This is a genomic window from Cryptosporangium arvum DSM 44712, assembly GCF_000585375.1.
Taxonomy (GTDB): Bacteria; Actinomycetota; Actinomycetes; order Mycobacteriales; family Cryptosporangiaceae; genus Cryptosporangium; species Cryptosporangium arvum.
Genome location: NZ_KK073874.1, coordinates 5,854,038 through 5,868,766, shown reverse-complemented (window position 1 = coordinate 5,868,766; position 14,729 = coordinate 5,854,038). Strand labels below are relative to the sequence as shown.

Here is a 14,729-nt window from a genome sequence, read left to right as displayed (position 1 = left end):
GGAGCTCTCGATGACCGACCGTCCGTCGCTCGCGTCCCTCGCTGCCGTCAGCCCGTTCTCCCGTCGTCACATCGGCCCGTCCGCCGATGACGTCTCCACGATGCTGGACGCCGTCGGTCAGCCCTCGGTCGAGGCGCTGCTGAGCGCGGCGATCCCGGCGTCGATCCGGCTCGGCGACTCGCTCGACCTGCCGCCCGCGCTCTCCGAGCCCGAGGCCACCGCCGCGTTGCGCACGCTGGCGGCACGCAACCGCCCGATGACCCAGATGATCGGCCTCGGGTACCACGACACGGTCACCCCTCCGGTGATCCGCCGCAACGTCCTGGAGAGCCCGGCCTGGTACACCGCCTACACGCCCTACCAGCCGGAGATCTCGCAGGGCCGGCTCGAGGCCCTGCTGAACTTCCAGACCGTCGTCAGCGACCTGACCGGGCTGCCGGTGTCCGGCGCCTCGCTGCTCGACGAGGCGACCGCGGCCGCCGAGGCGATGACGCTGGCCCGGCGCTCGGCCAAGAAGATCAAGTCCGACACCTTCGTCGTGCACCCGGACGTCCACCCGCAGACGCTCGCCGTGCTGCGTACCCGGGCGGAGCCGCTCGGCATCGACCTGGTCGTCGCGGACGAACTGCCGGACACGCCGTACTTCGGGGTGCTGATCCAGTACCCGGGCAGCTCCGGCGTCCTGCGTGACCCGCGCCCGTGGATCGAGGCCGCCCACGAGCGCGGCGCGCTGGTGACCGTCGCCGCCGACCTGCTCGGGCTGTGCCTGCTGCGCTCGCCGGGTTCGCTCGGCGCCGACATCGCGGTGGGCTCGGCCCAGCGCTTCGGCGTCCCGCTCGGCTTCGGCGGCCCGCACGCCGGGTACATGGCCGTCTCCCAGGGCCTGGCGCGGTCGCTGCCGGGCCGGCTGGTCGGGGTTTCCCGGGACGCCGCCGGCGCGCCCGCCTACCGGCTCGCCCTGCAGACGCGCGAGCAGCACATCCGCCGGGAGAAGGCCACCAGCAACATCTGCACCGCGCAGGTGCTGCTCGCGGTGATGGCCGGCGCCTACGCGGTCTGGCACGGCCCGGAGGGCCTCAAGCAGATCGCGCTGCGTACGCACCGCATGGCCGCCGTGCTGGCGGCGGGGCTGCGGGTCACGGGCCCGTTCTTCGACACGATCCGGGTACCGGTGCCCGGGCGCGCCGACGACGTGATCGCGACCGCGGCCTCCGCCGGGGTGAACGTGCTGCGCGTCGACGACGACACGATCGGCGTCTCCTGCGACGAGACCACCACGGTCGAGCACCTGCGTGCGGTCTGGACCGCGGTCGGGATCGACGCCGCCGCGCTGGACGTGACCGCGCTCGACGTCGAGACCGGGGACGCGATCCCGGACGCGCTGGTGCGTGACGACAGCTACCTGGAGCACCCGGTCTTCGCCGAGCACCGCTCGGAGACCGCGATGCTGCGTTACCTGCGCCGCCTCTCCGACCGGGACTACGCGCTCGACCGGGGCATGATCCCGCTCGGCTCCTGCACGATGAAACTGAACGCGACGACCGAGATGGAGCCGGTCAGCTGGCCGGAGTTCGCCGGCATCCACCCGTTCGCGCCCTCGTCGCAGACCGCCGGGTACACGGCGATGATCGCGGACCTGGAGCACTGGCTGGCCGAGGTCACCGGGTACGACGCGGTGTCGCTGCAGCCCAACGCGGGTTCGCAGGGCGAGTTCGCCGGGCTGCTGGCGATCCGCTCGTACCACCGGGACCGCGGCGAGGCGCATCGTGACGTCTGCCTGATCCCGTCCTCCGCGCACGGCACGAACGCCGCGTCGGCGGTGATGGCGGGTCTGCGTGTCGCGGTCGTCGCCTGCGACGACGCGGGGAACGTGGATCTGGCGGACCTGCGGGCGAAGATCGCCTCGCACGCGGACTCCCTGGCCGCGCTGATGGTGACCTACCCGTCCACGCACGGCGTGTACGAGGAGACGATCACCGAGGTCTGCGCGCTGGTGCACGACGCCGGTGGCCAGGTGTACGTCGACGGCGCGAACCTCAACGCGCTGCTCGGGTTCGCCAAGCCCGGCAAGTTCGGTGCCGACGTCAGCCACCTGAACCTGCACAAGACGTTCTGCATCCCGCACGGCGGCGGTGGCCCCGGCATCGGCCCGGTCGCGGTGCGCTCGCACCTCGCGCCGTACCTGCCCAACCACCCGCTGCGTTCCGACGCCGGGCCCGCGACCGGCCCCGGACCGGTCTCGGCGGCGCCGTGGGGCTCGGCCGGCATCCTGCCGGTGCCGTGGGTGTACCTGCGTCTGATGGGCGCCGAAGGGCTCGTGGAGGCCACCGGGACCGCGGTGCTCGCCGCGAACTACGTCGCCGCCCGGCTGCGTGACTCGTTCCCGGTGCTGTACGCGGGTTCCGGCGGCCTGGTGGCCCACGAGTGCATCCTCGACCTGCGTCCGCTGACCAAGTCGACCGGCGTGACCGTGGACGACGTCGCGAAGCGGCTGATCGACTACGGGTTCCACGCGCCGACGATGTCGTTCCCGGTGGCCGGCACGCTGATGGTGGAGCCGACCGAGTCCGAGGACCTGGCCGAGCTCGACCGCTTCTGCGACGCGATGATCGCGATCCGGGCCGAGATCGGCCAGGTCGCCGACGGCACCTGGCCGGCCGACGACAACCCGCTGGTCAACGCCCCGCACACCGCCGCGATGGTGACGGGGGAGTGGGAGCACCCGTACGACCGCGCGCTCGGCGCCTACCCGTCGGGGCGCACCGCCGACAAGTACTGGCCGCCGGTCCGCCGCATCGACGGCGCGTTCGGCGACCGCAACCTGGTCTGCAGCTGCCCGTCCCCGGAGGCGTTCGCGCTGTGAGTCCCCGACCGCCGGCGCACACCGTGCGCCGGCGGTCAGCCGGGTCGCCGACGAACGTAGGCGACGGTCGGCCACGACCGGTCCTTGACCTCGCGGATGCCGTCGCGCCCCGGATCCCGGACGTACCCGGCCCGCTCGGCCACCGCCCGGGAGCCGGCGTTGTCGCGGTGGGCCCACAGCCTCACTTCGGAGAGGTCCAGCGCGCCGTGGGCCCAGTCGGTGAAGAGCCGAAGAGCCGCGGTGGCGACGCCACGTCCCCGGGCATGGCCCGCCAGCCAGTACGAGACGTCACCGATTCCGTGCTCGTGGGTGAGCGCGATGTTGCCGAGCCGCTGCCCGGTGGCGTCGTCGGTGATCAGGAAGCCGGTGGGCTCCGCCGGGAGTTCCCGGATGGCCGACCGCACCTCGTCCGCGCTCACCGTCGGCGACTCGGCGGTGAACTGCTGAATCAGCGGATCCCCGGTGACGACCGCGGCGTACCACTCCGCGTCCTCGGGACTCCACCGCCGGAGGGCCACGACGCCGTCGCTGATCGTGGTCCGCCGGCCCAGAACGGTGCCGTCCCCGTCGGCGCGATCACCGGCGGCCTCGTTACCAGTGCCGGTCAATGCCACCACCGGCGGGCCCACCACGGCGCGGCCGGATCCAGGCGCGGGTTGTTGAGGGTCTTGGCTTCGAACTGCCGGTCGAGTGGGTCGACCGTCGCGCGGAGGGGCCGGGCCGCTCGGCGGCCGAGGGCCCGCACGGCGCGTTCCAGGTGATCCCGCACGGCCGGCGCGACGAACTCGGTGATGTCGTTGTGCGGGTCGGCCAGCGCCGACCGGGGCATCGCGGCGATGCGGCGCCAGCGCGACAGGGACTCCGCGACGGCGGCGGGCCGTAACTCGGGCCGGTCCAGACGGTCCAGCGCGTGGGCCGTGCCGTCCGGGAGTCCTCGCGTGGACACGACCGCCACGTGCCCGCGTGACGCCCGCACCCGCCCGGGTGCCCTACGCGGCATGACTCCTGAGATCGCTCGTCATGTCCCCAGCATGGCACGTCCTCGCGTAGGGCGCACGGATCGCCGTCACGCGGCCGGTGGGCGGAGCCAGTAGCCGCACGGCACGGTGCCGCCGCGAATCGGTTCGCCTCCCGGCCACGGCCGGACCATGCCCGGCCCGGCCGAGACGATCGTTGCCCTCCGGGCGTCAGGCTTGCGTGAGCCGGGTGCGATTCGCCGCGAGGATCTCGTCCGCCCGGTCGGGGGACGACTTGGCGACCGCTCGCGCGAGGACGAGCGCGCCGACCAGCTGGCTGAAGAGCGCGATGGCCTGTTCGCGGGCGGACGCGGTGGTCAGCCCGGTGCCGGACTGGCGGGCGTTCTCGAGCATCATGTCGGTGATCGCGCGGAAGAAGCCCTCGAGCCCCTGCTGGTACTCGGCCTGGGTCGCGACGTCGTCGCGTCCGGTGTCCGTGACCAGGGCGGCGGACGCGCAGCCGTCTTCGGGATGGTCGCGGTGCAGCACCGACAGGTACTGGTCGACCAGGTGATCCAGGGCCGCCCGGGCCGAGCCGGGATGTTCGTCGCGAATGTCGGCCAGGGCCGTGAGGGAACTGGCGAAGCCCTGCCGGATGACCTCCCGCGTGAGGTCGTCCTTGGATCCGAAGTGGTTGTAGAAGCCGCCGTGCGTCATCTCGGCGGCCTTCATCAGATCAGCGATGCCGATCCCGTCGACTCCCCGGGCTCGGAATCCGCGGCCTGCGGCCTCGACGATCCGGTCGTGGTTGCGCTGCTTCTGCTCCGGCGTGAGTCGGGGCACGTGAGTCTCCTCCCGCGGCGGACGGTGTCACTCCCGGTATCGATGATACTCCTCATCATTGTTGCCCCGGCCGCCTTGATGAACAATGATGATGGGCATCATTGTTGAGACGCCGACCGAACCACAGAACAGGAATCGACGCATGGGAAAGCTGCTCGTCACCGGCGCTACCGGCAACCTGGGCCGCCGGACACTGGAACTCCTCCTCGAGCGCCTGCCCGCCGACCGGTTGGCCGGGCTCGCCCGCACCCCCGCCCGAGCGGCCGACCTGGCCGAGCGAGGTGTGGACATCCGCCGGGGCGACTACTTCGACCACGCGTCGCTGGTGCGTGCCTTCGACGGCGTCGACAAGCTCCTGCTCGTCTCGGCGGAAGCGTTCACCGACCGCAACGCCCAGCACTTCACGGCCATCGCCGCGGCGAAACAGGCCGGCGTCGAGCACGTGATCTACACCGCGATCCAACGCGACGAGACGCTCGGCATCACGCAGGTGGGAGTCACCGAGTCCGACGTCTTCGCCGAGCACGCCCTCCGCGCCTCCGGGTTGACCTACACCATCCTGCGCAACCCGATGTACCTCGACCACCTCGACGTCTACCTCGGCGCCGACCCGTACGCGCAGGGAGTGCGCGTGCCCCCGGGTGAGGGCACGATGGCGCCGGCGCTGGTGCACGATCTCGCCGCGGCCAACGTGGCCGTGCTCACCGGGGAGGGCCACGAGAACACGACCTACACGCTGAACGGGAGCGAGGCGGCGTCGTTCCGGGAGATCGCCGCCACGTTGAGCGAGATCCACGGCACCACGGTTCCGTACGTCACCGTCGGGGCGGACGAGTACCTCGACACCTACCTCCGGAACGACCTGCCCCGGCCGGTGGCCGAGTTCCTGACGGCCTGGGTCGTCGGCGTCGGCCTCGGCTCGTTCAGCCAGGACACCGGCGATCTGGAGCGACTCATCGGGTACCGGCCCACCGGCTACCGCGAGTTCCTCGAGAAGCACTACCCCGCGGTCACCGCACCGCGCCGAGCGGCTTGACGTCGCGCAGCAGGGGTTCCGACCCGATCCGCTCCACGACGTCCGGCGGACCCGGCCGATGGCCGGGATGGTCGTCGGCCCGGTGGTGGCCGCCGGCTCCGCGTAGCCGAGCCGACCGTCGCAGGTGAGCGCCTCCAGCGGCGGTGTGTCCGCGGTGGTGATGTCAGCGCGACGTCGTGGACGTTCGGCCGACCACGCCGCCGACGAGCTGGTGGACCACGCCGTGCACGTCGACCGAGGTCATCCGCGAGGGCCGGGTCAGCTTCTGCAGCACCAGGGTCTCCCGGCCGGCGCAGCCGATCTCGGTGCGCAGTCGGCGGTACCGCCGGGTGAGCGTTTGATCGGAGATGTCGGCACCGCGCCGATCTACCGGTACCTGGCTTGGCCGTTGATCCGCAGCGCATGCGTCACTCACCCGGATCACGCCGAGCTCGGATGGGTTCTCGACGGCTACGCCCGGTCTCTGGCCGCCCCGGGTGCCCGCCGACCGGTTCGCCGCCGACCGGTTCGGCTGCCGCCGCACGTGGCTGATCGGCTTCGGCGGCTGGGGCGCGGTCAACGGCGCCGTGGCCGGGTCGCTCGCCGGGCTGCTCTCTGAGCACCTCGGCCGGCGCTGGGTGTTTCCTGGTCGATGTGCCGATCTGCCCGAGCGCGGGCCGGTTCATGATGCGCGGGGTGACGGAGTTCCGGGCGCCGAGGTTCCGGCGTCGACCTGCCTCATCGTCGCCGCGTTCCTCACCCGGCGGCCGCGTTCAGGGTTCCTGCCCTTCAGCGCAGTCTGGCGGCAGCAGGTGGTCGGCTGCAGTCAGGTCGACGCCGGTTCTCTCCGGCGGCATCCCGATGGCCGCCGCCCTGGTCGTCGGCACGTCTACCGGCCGGTCACTGCAGAAGATCGCTTCGCGTCGGGGCGTCGGCCGGTCGCTACGCGCTGGGCGTCGGCCGGCCACTTTCGCGCTGGGCGTCGGTCGGTCGCTTCGCGCTGGGTCGTTGGGCGGTCGCTTCGCGTTGGTTCGTCGGCCGGTCGCTTTCGCGCTGGGCGTCGGTCGGTCGCTTCGCGTTGGTTCGTCGGCCGGGTCGCTCCGCGTTGGGTCCTTGGCCGATCGCTCCGAGGCGGGCGTCGCCGGTTGCTTCGTGTTGGGCGTCGGCCTCGGTCGCTCCTGATCGCCGCCGGTGGCCTGCTGCGGGCCCGGATCGGGGCTGCTCAGGACCGGGCTCGGCGTCGGTTGCGTGCTTCCGGCGAGCGCTCGGCGGTGTCGGCCGAGGTACCGCGCGAGCGCAGCGGGATGGTCCGCGGTGCGCTCAACACCGTCCGCCGTCGTCGGAACGATCTTCACCGACCGGATCGCCGAGGGGCAGGGCTCGCCGGTCGGGTTCGCCGACGGAATGAACGCCACGAGGGAGGCGGCCGGCGTCACCCACCGGGAGCCCTGCGCCGGTGCTGCTCCGCGACCACTCCATCGCGGCGTCCAGGAGGCCGGGATCCGGCGCACTGGCCGTGATGGCCGCTCCTGGGCGAGCCGCCGCTACGAACTCCGCGTGCCGTCACCCCGGGCGGAGTCACGCTGGGACGTCAGCCGGGGCGTGCGGGTGGGGGGCATCGGCGCCGGAGGTTGCCGGGCGATGCGGGAAGAGTCATGGGCGGCGGGCGCCGGACCCGGCCGGGTGGGCCGGGCGACGCGCGGATCGGGTGAGGACGCGCGCCGGAGGATGCGGCGGCCGCCGTGGGTGGACCGGCGGCGGGGAGACCCCGTGGTTCGGGGAGACGACCTGCCACCGGGGGTTACGGGCGGCTTCGGCGCCGCCCGGGTGAGCTAGGCGGCGGCGTGTGCGGGTTCCGGTCGACACGGGTCGACGCAGCGGCCGTCGGGCAGCAGCTCACCGGTGTCTTCGAAAACGATCACGCCGTTGCAGAGCAGGCTCCAACCCTGGACGGGGTGCGCGGCGAGGATCGACGCGGCGTCCCGGTCAGGGGCTTCGAATGAAGGGCACTTCGGCTCATGCGGGCACATCGAAGGGTCTCCGGTCAGAATGTACTGATTGTTCAGGTTGGACATCAATTGCGGTGCCATGCTGGGGTCTTTCCGTGGTGCCGGTGGTGCGGTGCGGCTCGTCGTCGAACCTGTGGTTTCCCTCACATCATGGTCCCTCACCGCAACTCCAAACATCGCCCGGATGGGCCGAGTTGTGGGCAACGAATTGAAAACACTTCGCGAACTGCCCATCGGTTGTGGATAACGCGAGGCGAAACGCACCGAAATGGGGGATTTCTTCGAGAGGGATCCCGCAGAGTTGACCGAAGCGTGCGGACCGTGACCGATCCGCGCACCCCTGCTCTCTGTGACCTGCGCCATTTCCGATGGCTCTAACGATGCCACGCCGGATGAGGTAACGAGGGAGCGGGACACCCCATTCCAGCGTCCCGAGTTTCGGCGCTGTCCGGCCCCCTCGGCCCTAGCCGAACGGCTACTTGGGTGGCGACTCGCCGAGGATCGTCGCGAGCCACAGCCGCTCCAGGTCGTCGGCATCCTTGGCTTTGTAGGACTTGCCGCCGGTGGCGTTGGAGATCTGGCGGAGCTCGGATTCGTCAACGCTGTCGCCGAGACCCAGCGTGATGACCTGCACCGGTCGGTCGGGCTGGCGGATCGAGCGCAGCTGGCCGAGCAGCGACGCGCGGCTGATGCCGTTGTCGTCCTGGTTGCGCCCGTCGGTGAGCACGACGACGAGGTTGAGCTGGCGGGGTTGCCAGTTCTTCTGCATGTACTTGTAGGCGGCCAGGACGGTGTCGTAGAGGCCGGTGTTACCCCCGGGGCGCAGGGCGAGCACCTTCTGGATGCCGACCTCCCGGAACGGCTTCCCGGTCGCCGCGTCCTTCGACCCGGCCCGGGTCAGCGGCATGACCTGCCGCCAGTCCTGGTTGCCGATCAGGTTCGTGGAGAACTGCCAGAGGCCGACGTGCGAGTCGTCGTCGAAGAGCGAGATCGCCTTGATCGCGGCTTCCTGGACGACCTGCATGCGTGTCTTGGCGCCGAGTGGTTCGACCATCGACCCGGACGTGTCGACGACCGCGAGGAACGTCGTGGTGCGTTCGAGCGCGGTCCAGTAGACGATCGTGCGGTCGACGGTGTCGGCGGACCCGACGGTGCGGGCGATCGCGCCCACCTGGTCGGAGAAGCCCAGCTCGCCGAGCGTGCCCTCGGCGTACCGGGTGGACTTGTCGGGGGCGCGATACCCGGCGTCGCCGTAGATGCGCTGCGCGGTGCTCGTCTGCAGGAACTCCTGGAACTCCAGTGCCACCTGCCGGCGGAACGAGTCGACCCAGGACGCGTTCAGGATCGTGTACGGGTAGTCGGCGAAGACCGTGCCCTCGCCCGGGTAGAGCGGCACGAGCTTCACGGCCGGGTCGCCGGCGTTGTACGTGGCCAGGTCGTGCTCCAGCGACGGGAACGCGCTGATCGTCCTCATCGCGGCGATCTCGGTGGGCGCGCTGCGTAAGGCCTGGTAGAACGGGGCGCTGTCGGCCTGGCGGTCGGTGACCGACCGGCTGAACACCAGCAGTGCCTTCGCCTCGTCGAGCGAGATCGTGTCGTCGCCGTTCCGGTCGGAGATCGGCACCAGGCTGAGCAGGCCCGCGGTGGAGGTCGTCGGCTCGGTCATGCCGAGCCGGATGCCGCCCCACTCCGGGTGGCCGTAGTTCTTCCACGTCTTCTTCAGGAAGTGCATGCCGACGAAGTCCGACCAGGAGACCTGCGTGGCCGGCCAGCCGAGCGCCTCGGCCATCGGGCGCGGCACGGCCATCACGACCGGCGAGGTGGCGACGCTCGTGCGCTGCCCGCTCACCATCGCCGCGACGTCCTGGCGGCGGGCGGCGGAGAGCACCCAGCTGTTGGACTCCGGGATCCAGACGTCCGGGCGGGCGGTCTCGTCCTGGCCGCCGGGCTCCTGGTCGGGGCTGAGCGCGGCCGCGACGTCGCGGGACGCCCCACCGGTGACCTGGATCCGCGCGCACCGGCCGTCGACAGAGGGTTTCCCGTCCTGCCAGGCCGCGGCCGTCTTGCGGACGACGTCCACCTGGTCGGGCGAGACGACGACGGAGAGCGTGGTCGGCGTGCCGTCACAACCGGCGCGAGCAGCCACGACGTAGCCGGCGGTGACTCCGCAGAAGACCAGGACGGCGACGACGCCGGCGACCATCCACGGGGCCACCCGGCCGGAGCGCGGTGGCGTCTGCGAGGCGGCCTCCGCCTCGAGCTCCTTGCGACGCGATGCTTGGAGTCGGCGGAACCGCCCGGTTGCCATGTGCGCTGTCCTCCACTCCGAGGCCTCGTGGCCGGAGTCTACGCATCAGTAGCTTTACTGGCAGTAGAGACTGTCAGAACGCTGCGTCAACTTCGGAGAGCAATTCCGTGATTACCCATTGTGGGAATTTCTCCCGATTGAAAACAGCGTGTGTCACGCGGAGGTCACAGTTTTCGGGAGTTCCCGTGGGAATGAGCTGATAGCGGGCGCAGTTCGTGCGAACACACGCCACTCGCGGTTATCGGCGGGTTAATCTTCCGGGCGTGATCGGCAGACGGGGTGGTGCGATACGTGCTGCCCGGACAGCGCGAGTCGTGGCCGCCGCGAGCCTCGTCGTGGCCGCGCTGACCGCGTGTTCCTCCGACTCCGGCTCCGGCCCGGTGATCGAACCGTCGGCGGCACCCTCCAGCGCGAAGCCGACGCCACCCGCGCCGTCGCCCGAGGCCGGGCAGCACGACCAGGTCGGCGCGTCCGCGTTCACCGAGTACTGGTTCTCGGTGCTCAGCTACGGCGTGCAGACCGGCGACGTCGAACTGCTGCGGACGGTCAGCGACCCCAAGTGCACCGAGTGCACCGCCGCGATCGGCGTCATCCAGGACAACTACAACGACGGCGGGTCGTTGCAGGGCGGCGTCTACACCGTGCGTGAGGCGAACACGATCGAGAACTTCGCCGGCCAGGTCATGACGGTCGCGGTGTCTTACGACCGCAGCCCGCGGTCGGGTACCAGCCCGCTCGGCCAGCCCCGGGGCCGGCTGGACGGCAAGAGCTTCGCCGACTGCGACATCCGGGTGCTGTGGAACGGCAAGACCTGGGTGGTCCGCGGCGTCGACGCCGCCGAGCAACTGATCTAGGTGTTCTGTCCCGTGAGGTTGGTGACGCGGGTCGCGGGTGGTAGACCGCCGAGGGCGGTGTGGCCGCGGTGGTGATTGTAGAAGTGCAGCCAGGGCGCGAATGCGCCCTGGCGTTCTGCTTCTGATCGGTAGGGGCGGGCGTAGGCCCATTCCTCGGCCAGGGTGCGGTGGAATCGTTCGACTTTGCCGTTGGTTTGGGGCCGGTAGGGCCGGGTCCGTTTGTGGGCGATCCCGGCGTGGGTGAGGGTGTCGGCCCAGAGGCGGGACTTGTAGCAGGAGCCGTTGTCGGTCAGGACCCGGGCGACGGTGATCCCGCAGGAGGTGAAGTAGGCCAGGGCGCGGGTCCAGAAGCCGGTCGCGGTCTCTTTGCGTTCGTCGGTCAGGATTTCGGTGTAGGCCAGCCGGGAGTGGTCGTCGATCGCGGTGTGCAGATAGGCATAGCCGATCACCGGATGGCAGTTCTTGCGGGCGCCGGTGGTGGCCCGTTTGTTGCGGCTGCCGGCGGAGCGGCCGCGGGTGCGGTGGCCGCCGCCGTCGGGGATCCGGCCGAGTTTCTTGACGTCGACGTGGATCAGGTCGCCGGGCGCGTCGCGTTCGTAACGGCGGACCCGGACGCCGGTGGCGCGGTCGAGGTGAGCCAGACGCGGCAGCCGGTAGCGGGTCAGCACGCGGTGGACCGTGGCGGGGTTCAGGCCGAGACGGGCGGCGATGCGTGCTGGTCCGAGGCGTTTGGTGACCCGGATCTTCACGATCTTTCGTTCGGTCTGCCGGGCGGTGCGGGCCGGGGATCGGTACGGACGGCTGGACCGGTCGGTCATACCGTCCGCACCGTGCCGGCGGTAGCGGCCGGCCCAGCGCGCGGCTGTGGTGGGCGAGACCTGGAACCGGTCGGCGGCTCGCCGCAACGACCAGCGGTCATCGACGACGCAGCGGGCCAGCCGCAGGCGTCCGAGTTCGGTCAGCGGGGCATTACGGTGGGGCACTGGAGGACCTCCGTGGACCGACAGGCTGTGTGTGCTTGGCAGCTACACACCTGCCCGGAGGTCCTCCGCCACGTCAACCCCACCGTCACCAACGTCCGTGGACAGAACATCTAGGCCGTGCCTGCGAATCTCGCTCGCAGGTCACGCCCTAGCTGCTCGGCTCCGCGGCGTAGCTGAACGCGATCTCGACGCGGCGGTTGCGGGTGCGGCCCTCCTCGGTCGTGTTGTCGGCCACCGGGTCGTCCTCGCCGACGCTGCGCACGACCGCGCGCACCTGGCCGCTGATCGTGTTGGCGGTGAGGTACTCGCAGACCCGGCGGGCGCGGTCCTCGGCGACCTGCCGGTTGGTCTCCGCGTCACCCTGGTCGTCGGTGCCGCCGGTGCACGTCACGGCCGTGACGTCGGTCAGCCGGGAGCGCAGCGCGTTGAGGTAGGGCAGGTCGGCCTCGGGCACGTCCAGGCCGCCGGCCGGATAGCGGATCGTGCGCGGCGCGGTCACGGTCAGCGCGGTCAGCACGGTCTCGCCGGTCGCCTCGAACGGTTCGGGCCGGTCCGGTACCCACATCCGCACGCTGACCTCGGCCGCGATGCCGCCGGGGCGCCCGGCCAGGCGGCGGCCCTGCTCGGTCAGCGTCACGTCCGCGACCCGGGTGCCGACGACCGGCGTCGCGGTCTGGCCGGTACCGGTGCCCAGGACGACGTCCTCGCTGCCGACGACCGCGGTGAGCGTGGCCTCGCACGTGACCACCGCGATCGGGCCGGCGGTGCAGCCGATCCGGGCGGTGCCGCCGCTCGCGTCGGTGAGCGTGCGCTCCGCCGTGCGGACGGAGGGCAGCGGACGGGCGTCCACGGCCGGCGTCCAGGTGCCCTGGACGGTCTGGCCGACGGCGTCGGAGATCCGGAAGTGCACCGGGCGCACCGCGCCCCAGAACATGCTCTTCGGTGCGAACGTGACCCGGCCGGTGGAGGGGTCGATCGAGTACAGGCCCTGGTCGCGGCTGCTGACCTGGGTGACCGGCTCCTCCTTGGCGTCGAGCAGTGTCACCCAGCCACCGGCCGGGATCGGCAGGGCCACGGCCTGGACGTCGGGCCCGTTGCTGGTGAGCGCGGTCGGCGGGGTGAGCACGTGCAGGGTGCGGGTCACCTCGGCGCCGGTCAGGACGACCGTGTGGTCACCGACGTCCAAGCCGGTCGGGAGCGTGACCGTGAGGCTGACCTCGCCGGCGCCGGACGCGATCGCGGTGCCCAGCGCCGTGGCGGTCGCGGTGGCCGGGTCCGCGGTGGCCTGCGTGGTCTCGCCGGGGCGGAACCCCGTGCCGACCAGCGTGAGCTGCTGCCCGGGGAGCGCGAGCCCGATCGGGCCGAGCGAGGTGGTGAGCTCGTCCGGTGCGGGTGGGGGCGCCGGCTCGACCCACGGCTCGGTCATCGGTTCGACGGCGGGCTCACCGGTCATCGGTTCGACGGCGGGCTCACCGGCCATCGGTTCGACGGCGGGCTCACCGGCCATCGGGCCGCCAACAGGCTCACCCGCCATCGGGCCGCCGGCCTGGCCGGGTGCCGGGGGTGGCTCGGCGGTCGCCGCGGTCGGGAAGGTCAGCGCCGCTCCCAGCGCGAGCGGCAGCGCCGCCGCACGGACCAGCGCCCGGATCGGGTGTTCGTGAGCAGGTATGAACACGGATAGAAAGTAACGTATATGGGCAAAATGGTGCGGTATCGCCGCGGTGAGGGGCGTGCCGCCGGGCTCGAGATGTTGCAGCGCCGAAACTCTTCGGATGTCCGAAGGAAACGCCGCGTCGGAAAGCTGAGCCCTGGCAGCGCACGGCCGGCTGTCGCCGGTGCGGCGGCGACAGTCGGTGCGCTCCACCTCGGGAGGGCTCCGTGGCCACGGGGCGCCGGCGACGGAGCTCTCCCGAACAGCTCCGGTCTGCGGAGCGCCGGTGGCGGAATCCTCGCGGACGGCTCAGGTCTCGGGCTCGTCCGGACGCAGGCGGCCCGGCACCCGGGGGAGTGGCTCGTACCCCGGCTCCCCGGCCAGGTTCACGTTGCAGTCCTTGACCGCGCGCTCGTGCGACCGGCGGATGCCGTTCGGCTGCAGCGGCATCCCCGGCGGACGGCGCACCCCCGACCCGTCGTGGTTGCCGCGGATCGACACCCACAGCGCCTTCGACCGCGGCGCCATCGTCACCAGCGCCGGCCGCACCTCCAGCCAGTCGCGCAGCGCGGCCAGCGTGACCCGGGTCAGCGTCGCGGTGCGCGGCTCCGGTGACGGGCCCGACCGCGGTGCCGCCGGGCGCCAGGTCAGCGTTCCCGCCGCGAGGTCGACGTCGGCCAGTGTGAGCGCCGCCATCTCCCCGGTGCGCAGGCCCAGCTCGCGTGTCACCGCCGCCATCGCGGCCGCGCGCACGGCCCCCGCCGACCGGGTGCGGTCCGCCCTGGTCGCGAGATGACCCAGCGCCATCCCGGCCGGCACCGGGTCCACCCGGGTCAGGGGAGCGGGGCGCGGCACCTCGTCCGGCACCGGATCGTCGAGCCCGGCCTGGCGGGCGAGGATCCGCAGGCAACTGCGCCGGACGCTGCGGGTCGCGTCCCCGGAGGGGCGCCCGGCCGAACCGCGCCGCCGCAGCGTGCCCGCGTCGGCGGCGGCGAGGAAGGGGCCGATCAACGCCGGATCGAACCACCCGCGCAGTGCTCTCGGCCGCCGGAACGACGTGTCGGCCTCGGCTTGCTGGGCGACGAACACCGCGAGCTCACCGGCGACCCACCGCAGCTGACGCAACCGCGCCGGGCTCCGGCCGACCCCGGCCGCGGCCACCAACGCGTCCACAGTGGCGAACGACGACTCCGACATGGACGTTAAAATAACAAGCCCAGACAGAAGGCGACAGGGCGACACGCCGC

The 14,729-nt window shown here is 71.9% G+C and carries 12 protein-coding genes; 3 read left to right on the top strand and 9 right to left on the bottom strand.

Annotated elements, in window-relative coordinates; genetic code table 11:
- The first annotated feature begins 10 nt into the window (after nucleotides 1–10).
- Nucleotides 11–2,863: an aminomethyl-transferring glycine dehydrogenase gene (gcvP, locus tag CRYAR_RS26905; protein WP_035856119.1), complete on the top strand. Its 2,853-nt coding sequence runs from the start codon at nucleotides 11–13 to the stop codon at nucleotides 2,861–2,863.
- Nucleotides 2,864–2,898: 35 nt separating this feature from the next.
- Here gcvP and CRYAR_RS43715 read toward each other — a convergent pair whose 3' ends face one another.
- The 3 genes from CRYAR_RS43715 to CRYAR_RS26890 form a co-directional block, all read right to left on the bottom strand.
- Nucleotides 2,899–3,471: a GNAT family N-acetyltransferase gene (locus CRYAR_RS43715; RefSeq protein ID WP_169745088.1), complete on the bottom strand. Its 573-nt coding sequence runs from the start codon at nucleotides 3,469–3,471 to the stop codon at nucleotides 2,899–2,901.
- The gene (locus tag CRYAR_RS48200; RefSeq protein ID WP_169745087.1) at nucleotides 3,468–3,809 is read right to left on the bottom strand and encodes a hypothetical protein; all 342 of its coding nucleotides are present in this window, start codon (nucleotides 3,807–3,809) and stop codon (nucleotides 3,468–3,470) included. The genes CRYAR_RS43715 and CRYAR_RS48200 overlap by 4 nt, the downstream gene beginning before the upstream one ends.
- 241 nt (nucleotides 3,810–4,050) lie before the next feature.
- Nucleotides 4,051–4,662, bottom strand: coding sequence for a TetR/AcrR family transcriptional regulator (locus CRYAR_RS26890; protein WP_035856114.1), 612 nt, complete (start codon nucleotides 4,660–4,662; stop codon nucleotides 4,051–4,053).
- 142 nt (nucleotides 4,663–4,804) lie between these two features.
- Between CRYAR_RS26890 and CRYAR_RS26885 the strand changes: the two genes are divergently transcribed.
- Nucleotides 4,805–5,698, top strand: a complete 894-nt coding sequence (locus tag CRYAR_RS26885) for an NAD(P)H-binding protein (protein ID WP_035856111.1) — start codon at nucleotides 4,805–4,807, stop codon at nucleotides 5,696–5,698.
- Between the two features lie 163 nt (nucleotides 5,699–5,861).
- Here the strand turns inward: CRYAR_RS26885 and CRYAR_RS47565 are convergent, their stop codons facing one another.
- The 3 genes from CRYAR_RS47565 to CRYAR_RS26870 all read right to left on the bottom strand — a co-directional run bounded on the left by CRYAR_RS47565 (nucleotide 5,862) and on the right by CRYAR_RS26870 (nucleotide 9,994).
- Entirely contained in the window at nucleotides 5,862–6,113 is a 252-nt protein-coding gene (locus CRYAR_RS47565; RefSeq protein WP_157018083.1) for a hypothetical protein, read from the bottom strand.
- 1,396 nt (nucleotides 6,114–7,509) lie between these two features.
- Nucleotides 7,510–7,707, bottom strand: a complete 198-nt coding sequence (locus CRYAR_RS26875) for a DUF5999 family protein (protein WP_035866553.1) — start codon at nucleotides 7,705–7,707, stop codon at nucleotides 7,510–7,512.
- Nucleotides 7,708–8,161: 454 nt separating this feature from the next.
- The gene (locus CRYAR_RS26870; RefSeq protein ID WP_084700982.1) at nucleotides 8,162–9,994 is read right to left on the bottom strand and encodes a substrate-binding and VWA domain-containing protein; all 1,833 of its coding nucleotides are present in this window, start codon (nucleotides 9,992–9,994) and stop codon (nucleotides 8,162–8,164) included.
- Nucleotides 9,995–10,308: 314 nt separating this feature from the next.
- Between CRYAR_RS26870 and CRYAR_RS26865 the strand changes: the two genes are divergently transcribed.
- The gene (locus tag CRYAR_RS26865; RefSeq protein ID WP_035856102.1) at nucleotides 10,309–10,848 is read left to right on the top strand and encodes a DUF6318 family protein; all 540 of its coding nucleotides are present in this window, start codon (nucleotides 10,309–10,311) and stop codon (nucleotides 10,846–10,848) included.
- Here the strand turns inward: CRYAR_RS26865 and CRYAR_RS26860 are convergent.
- The 3 genes from CRYAR_RS26860 to CRYAR_RS26850 form a co-directional block, all read right to left on the bottom strand.
- Complete coding sequence (locus tag CRYAR_RS26860; RefSeq protein ID WP_035856099.1) at nucleotides 10,845–11,831, bottom strand: IS481 family transposase; 987 nt, start codon at nucleotides 11,829–11,831, stop codon at nucleotides 10,845–10,847. The two genes, CRYAR_RS26865 and CRYAR_RS26860, sit on opposite strands and share 4 nt — an antisense overlap.
- Nucleotides 11,832–11,979: 148 nt before the next feature.
- On the bottom strand, nucleotides 11,980–13,506 hold the full coding sequence (locus tag CRYAR_RS50335; RefSeq protein WP_051570997.1) for an OmpA family protein: 1,527 nt from the start codon (nucleotides 13,504–13,506) through the stop codon (nucleotides 11,980–11,982).
- A 285-nt stretch (nucleotides 13,507–13,791) separates the two neighbouring features.
- The gene (locus CRYAR_RS26850) at nucleotides 13,792–14,679 is read right to left on the bottom strand and encodes a tyrosine-type recombinase/integrase (protein ID WP_035856098.1); all 888 of its coding nucleotides are present in this window, start codon (nucleotides 14,677–14,679) and stop codon (nucleotides 13,792–13,794) included.
- Nucleotides 14,680–14,729: the final 50 nt, after the last annotated feature.

Bases quoted from the DNA above. Each gene is read 5' to 3' on its own strand.
- CRYAR_RS26875 (WP_035866553.1), bottom strand. From the start codon at position 7,707: ATGTGCCCGCATGAGCCGAAGTGCCCTTCATTCGAAGCCCCTGACCGG.
- CRYAR_RS26850 (WP_035856098.1), bottom strand. From the start codon at position 14,679: ATGTCGGAGTCGTCGTTCGCCACTGTGGACGCGTTGGTGGCCGCGGCC.
- gcvP (WP_035856119.1), top strand. From the start codon at position 11: ATGACCGACCGTCCGTCGCTCGCGTCCCTCGCTGCCGTCAGCCCGTTC.
- CRYAR_RS26870 (WP_084700982.1), bottom strand. From the start codon at position 9,994: ATGGCAACCGGGCGGTTCCGCCGACTCCAAGCATCGCGTCGCAAGGAG.
- CRYAR_RS26885 (WP_035856111.1), top strand. From the start codon at position 4,805: ATGGGAAAGCTGCTCGTCACCGGCGCTACCGGCAACCTGGGCCGCCGG.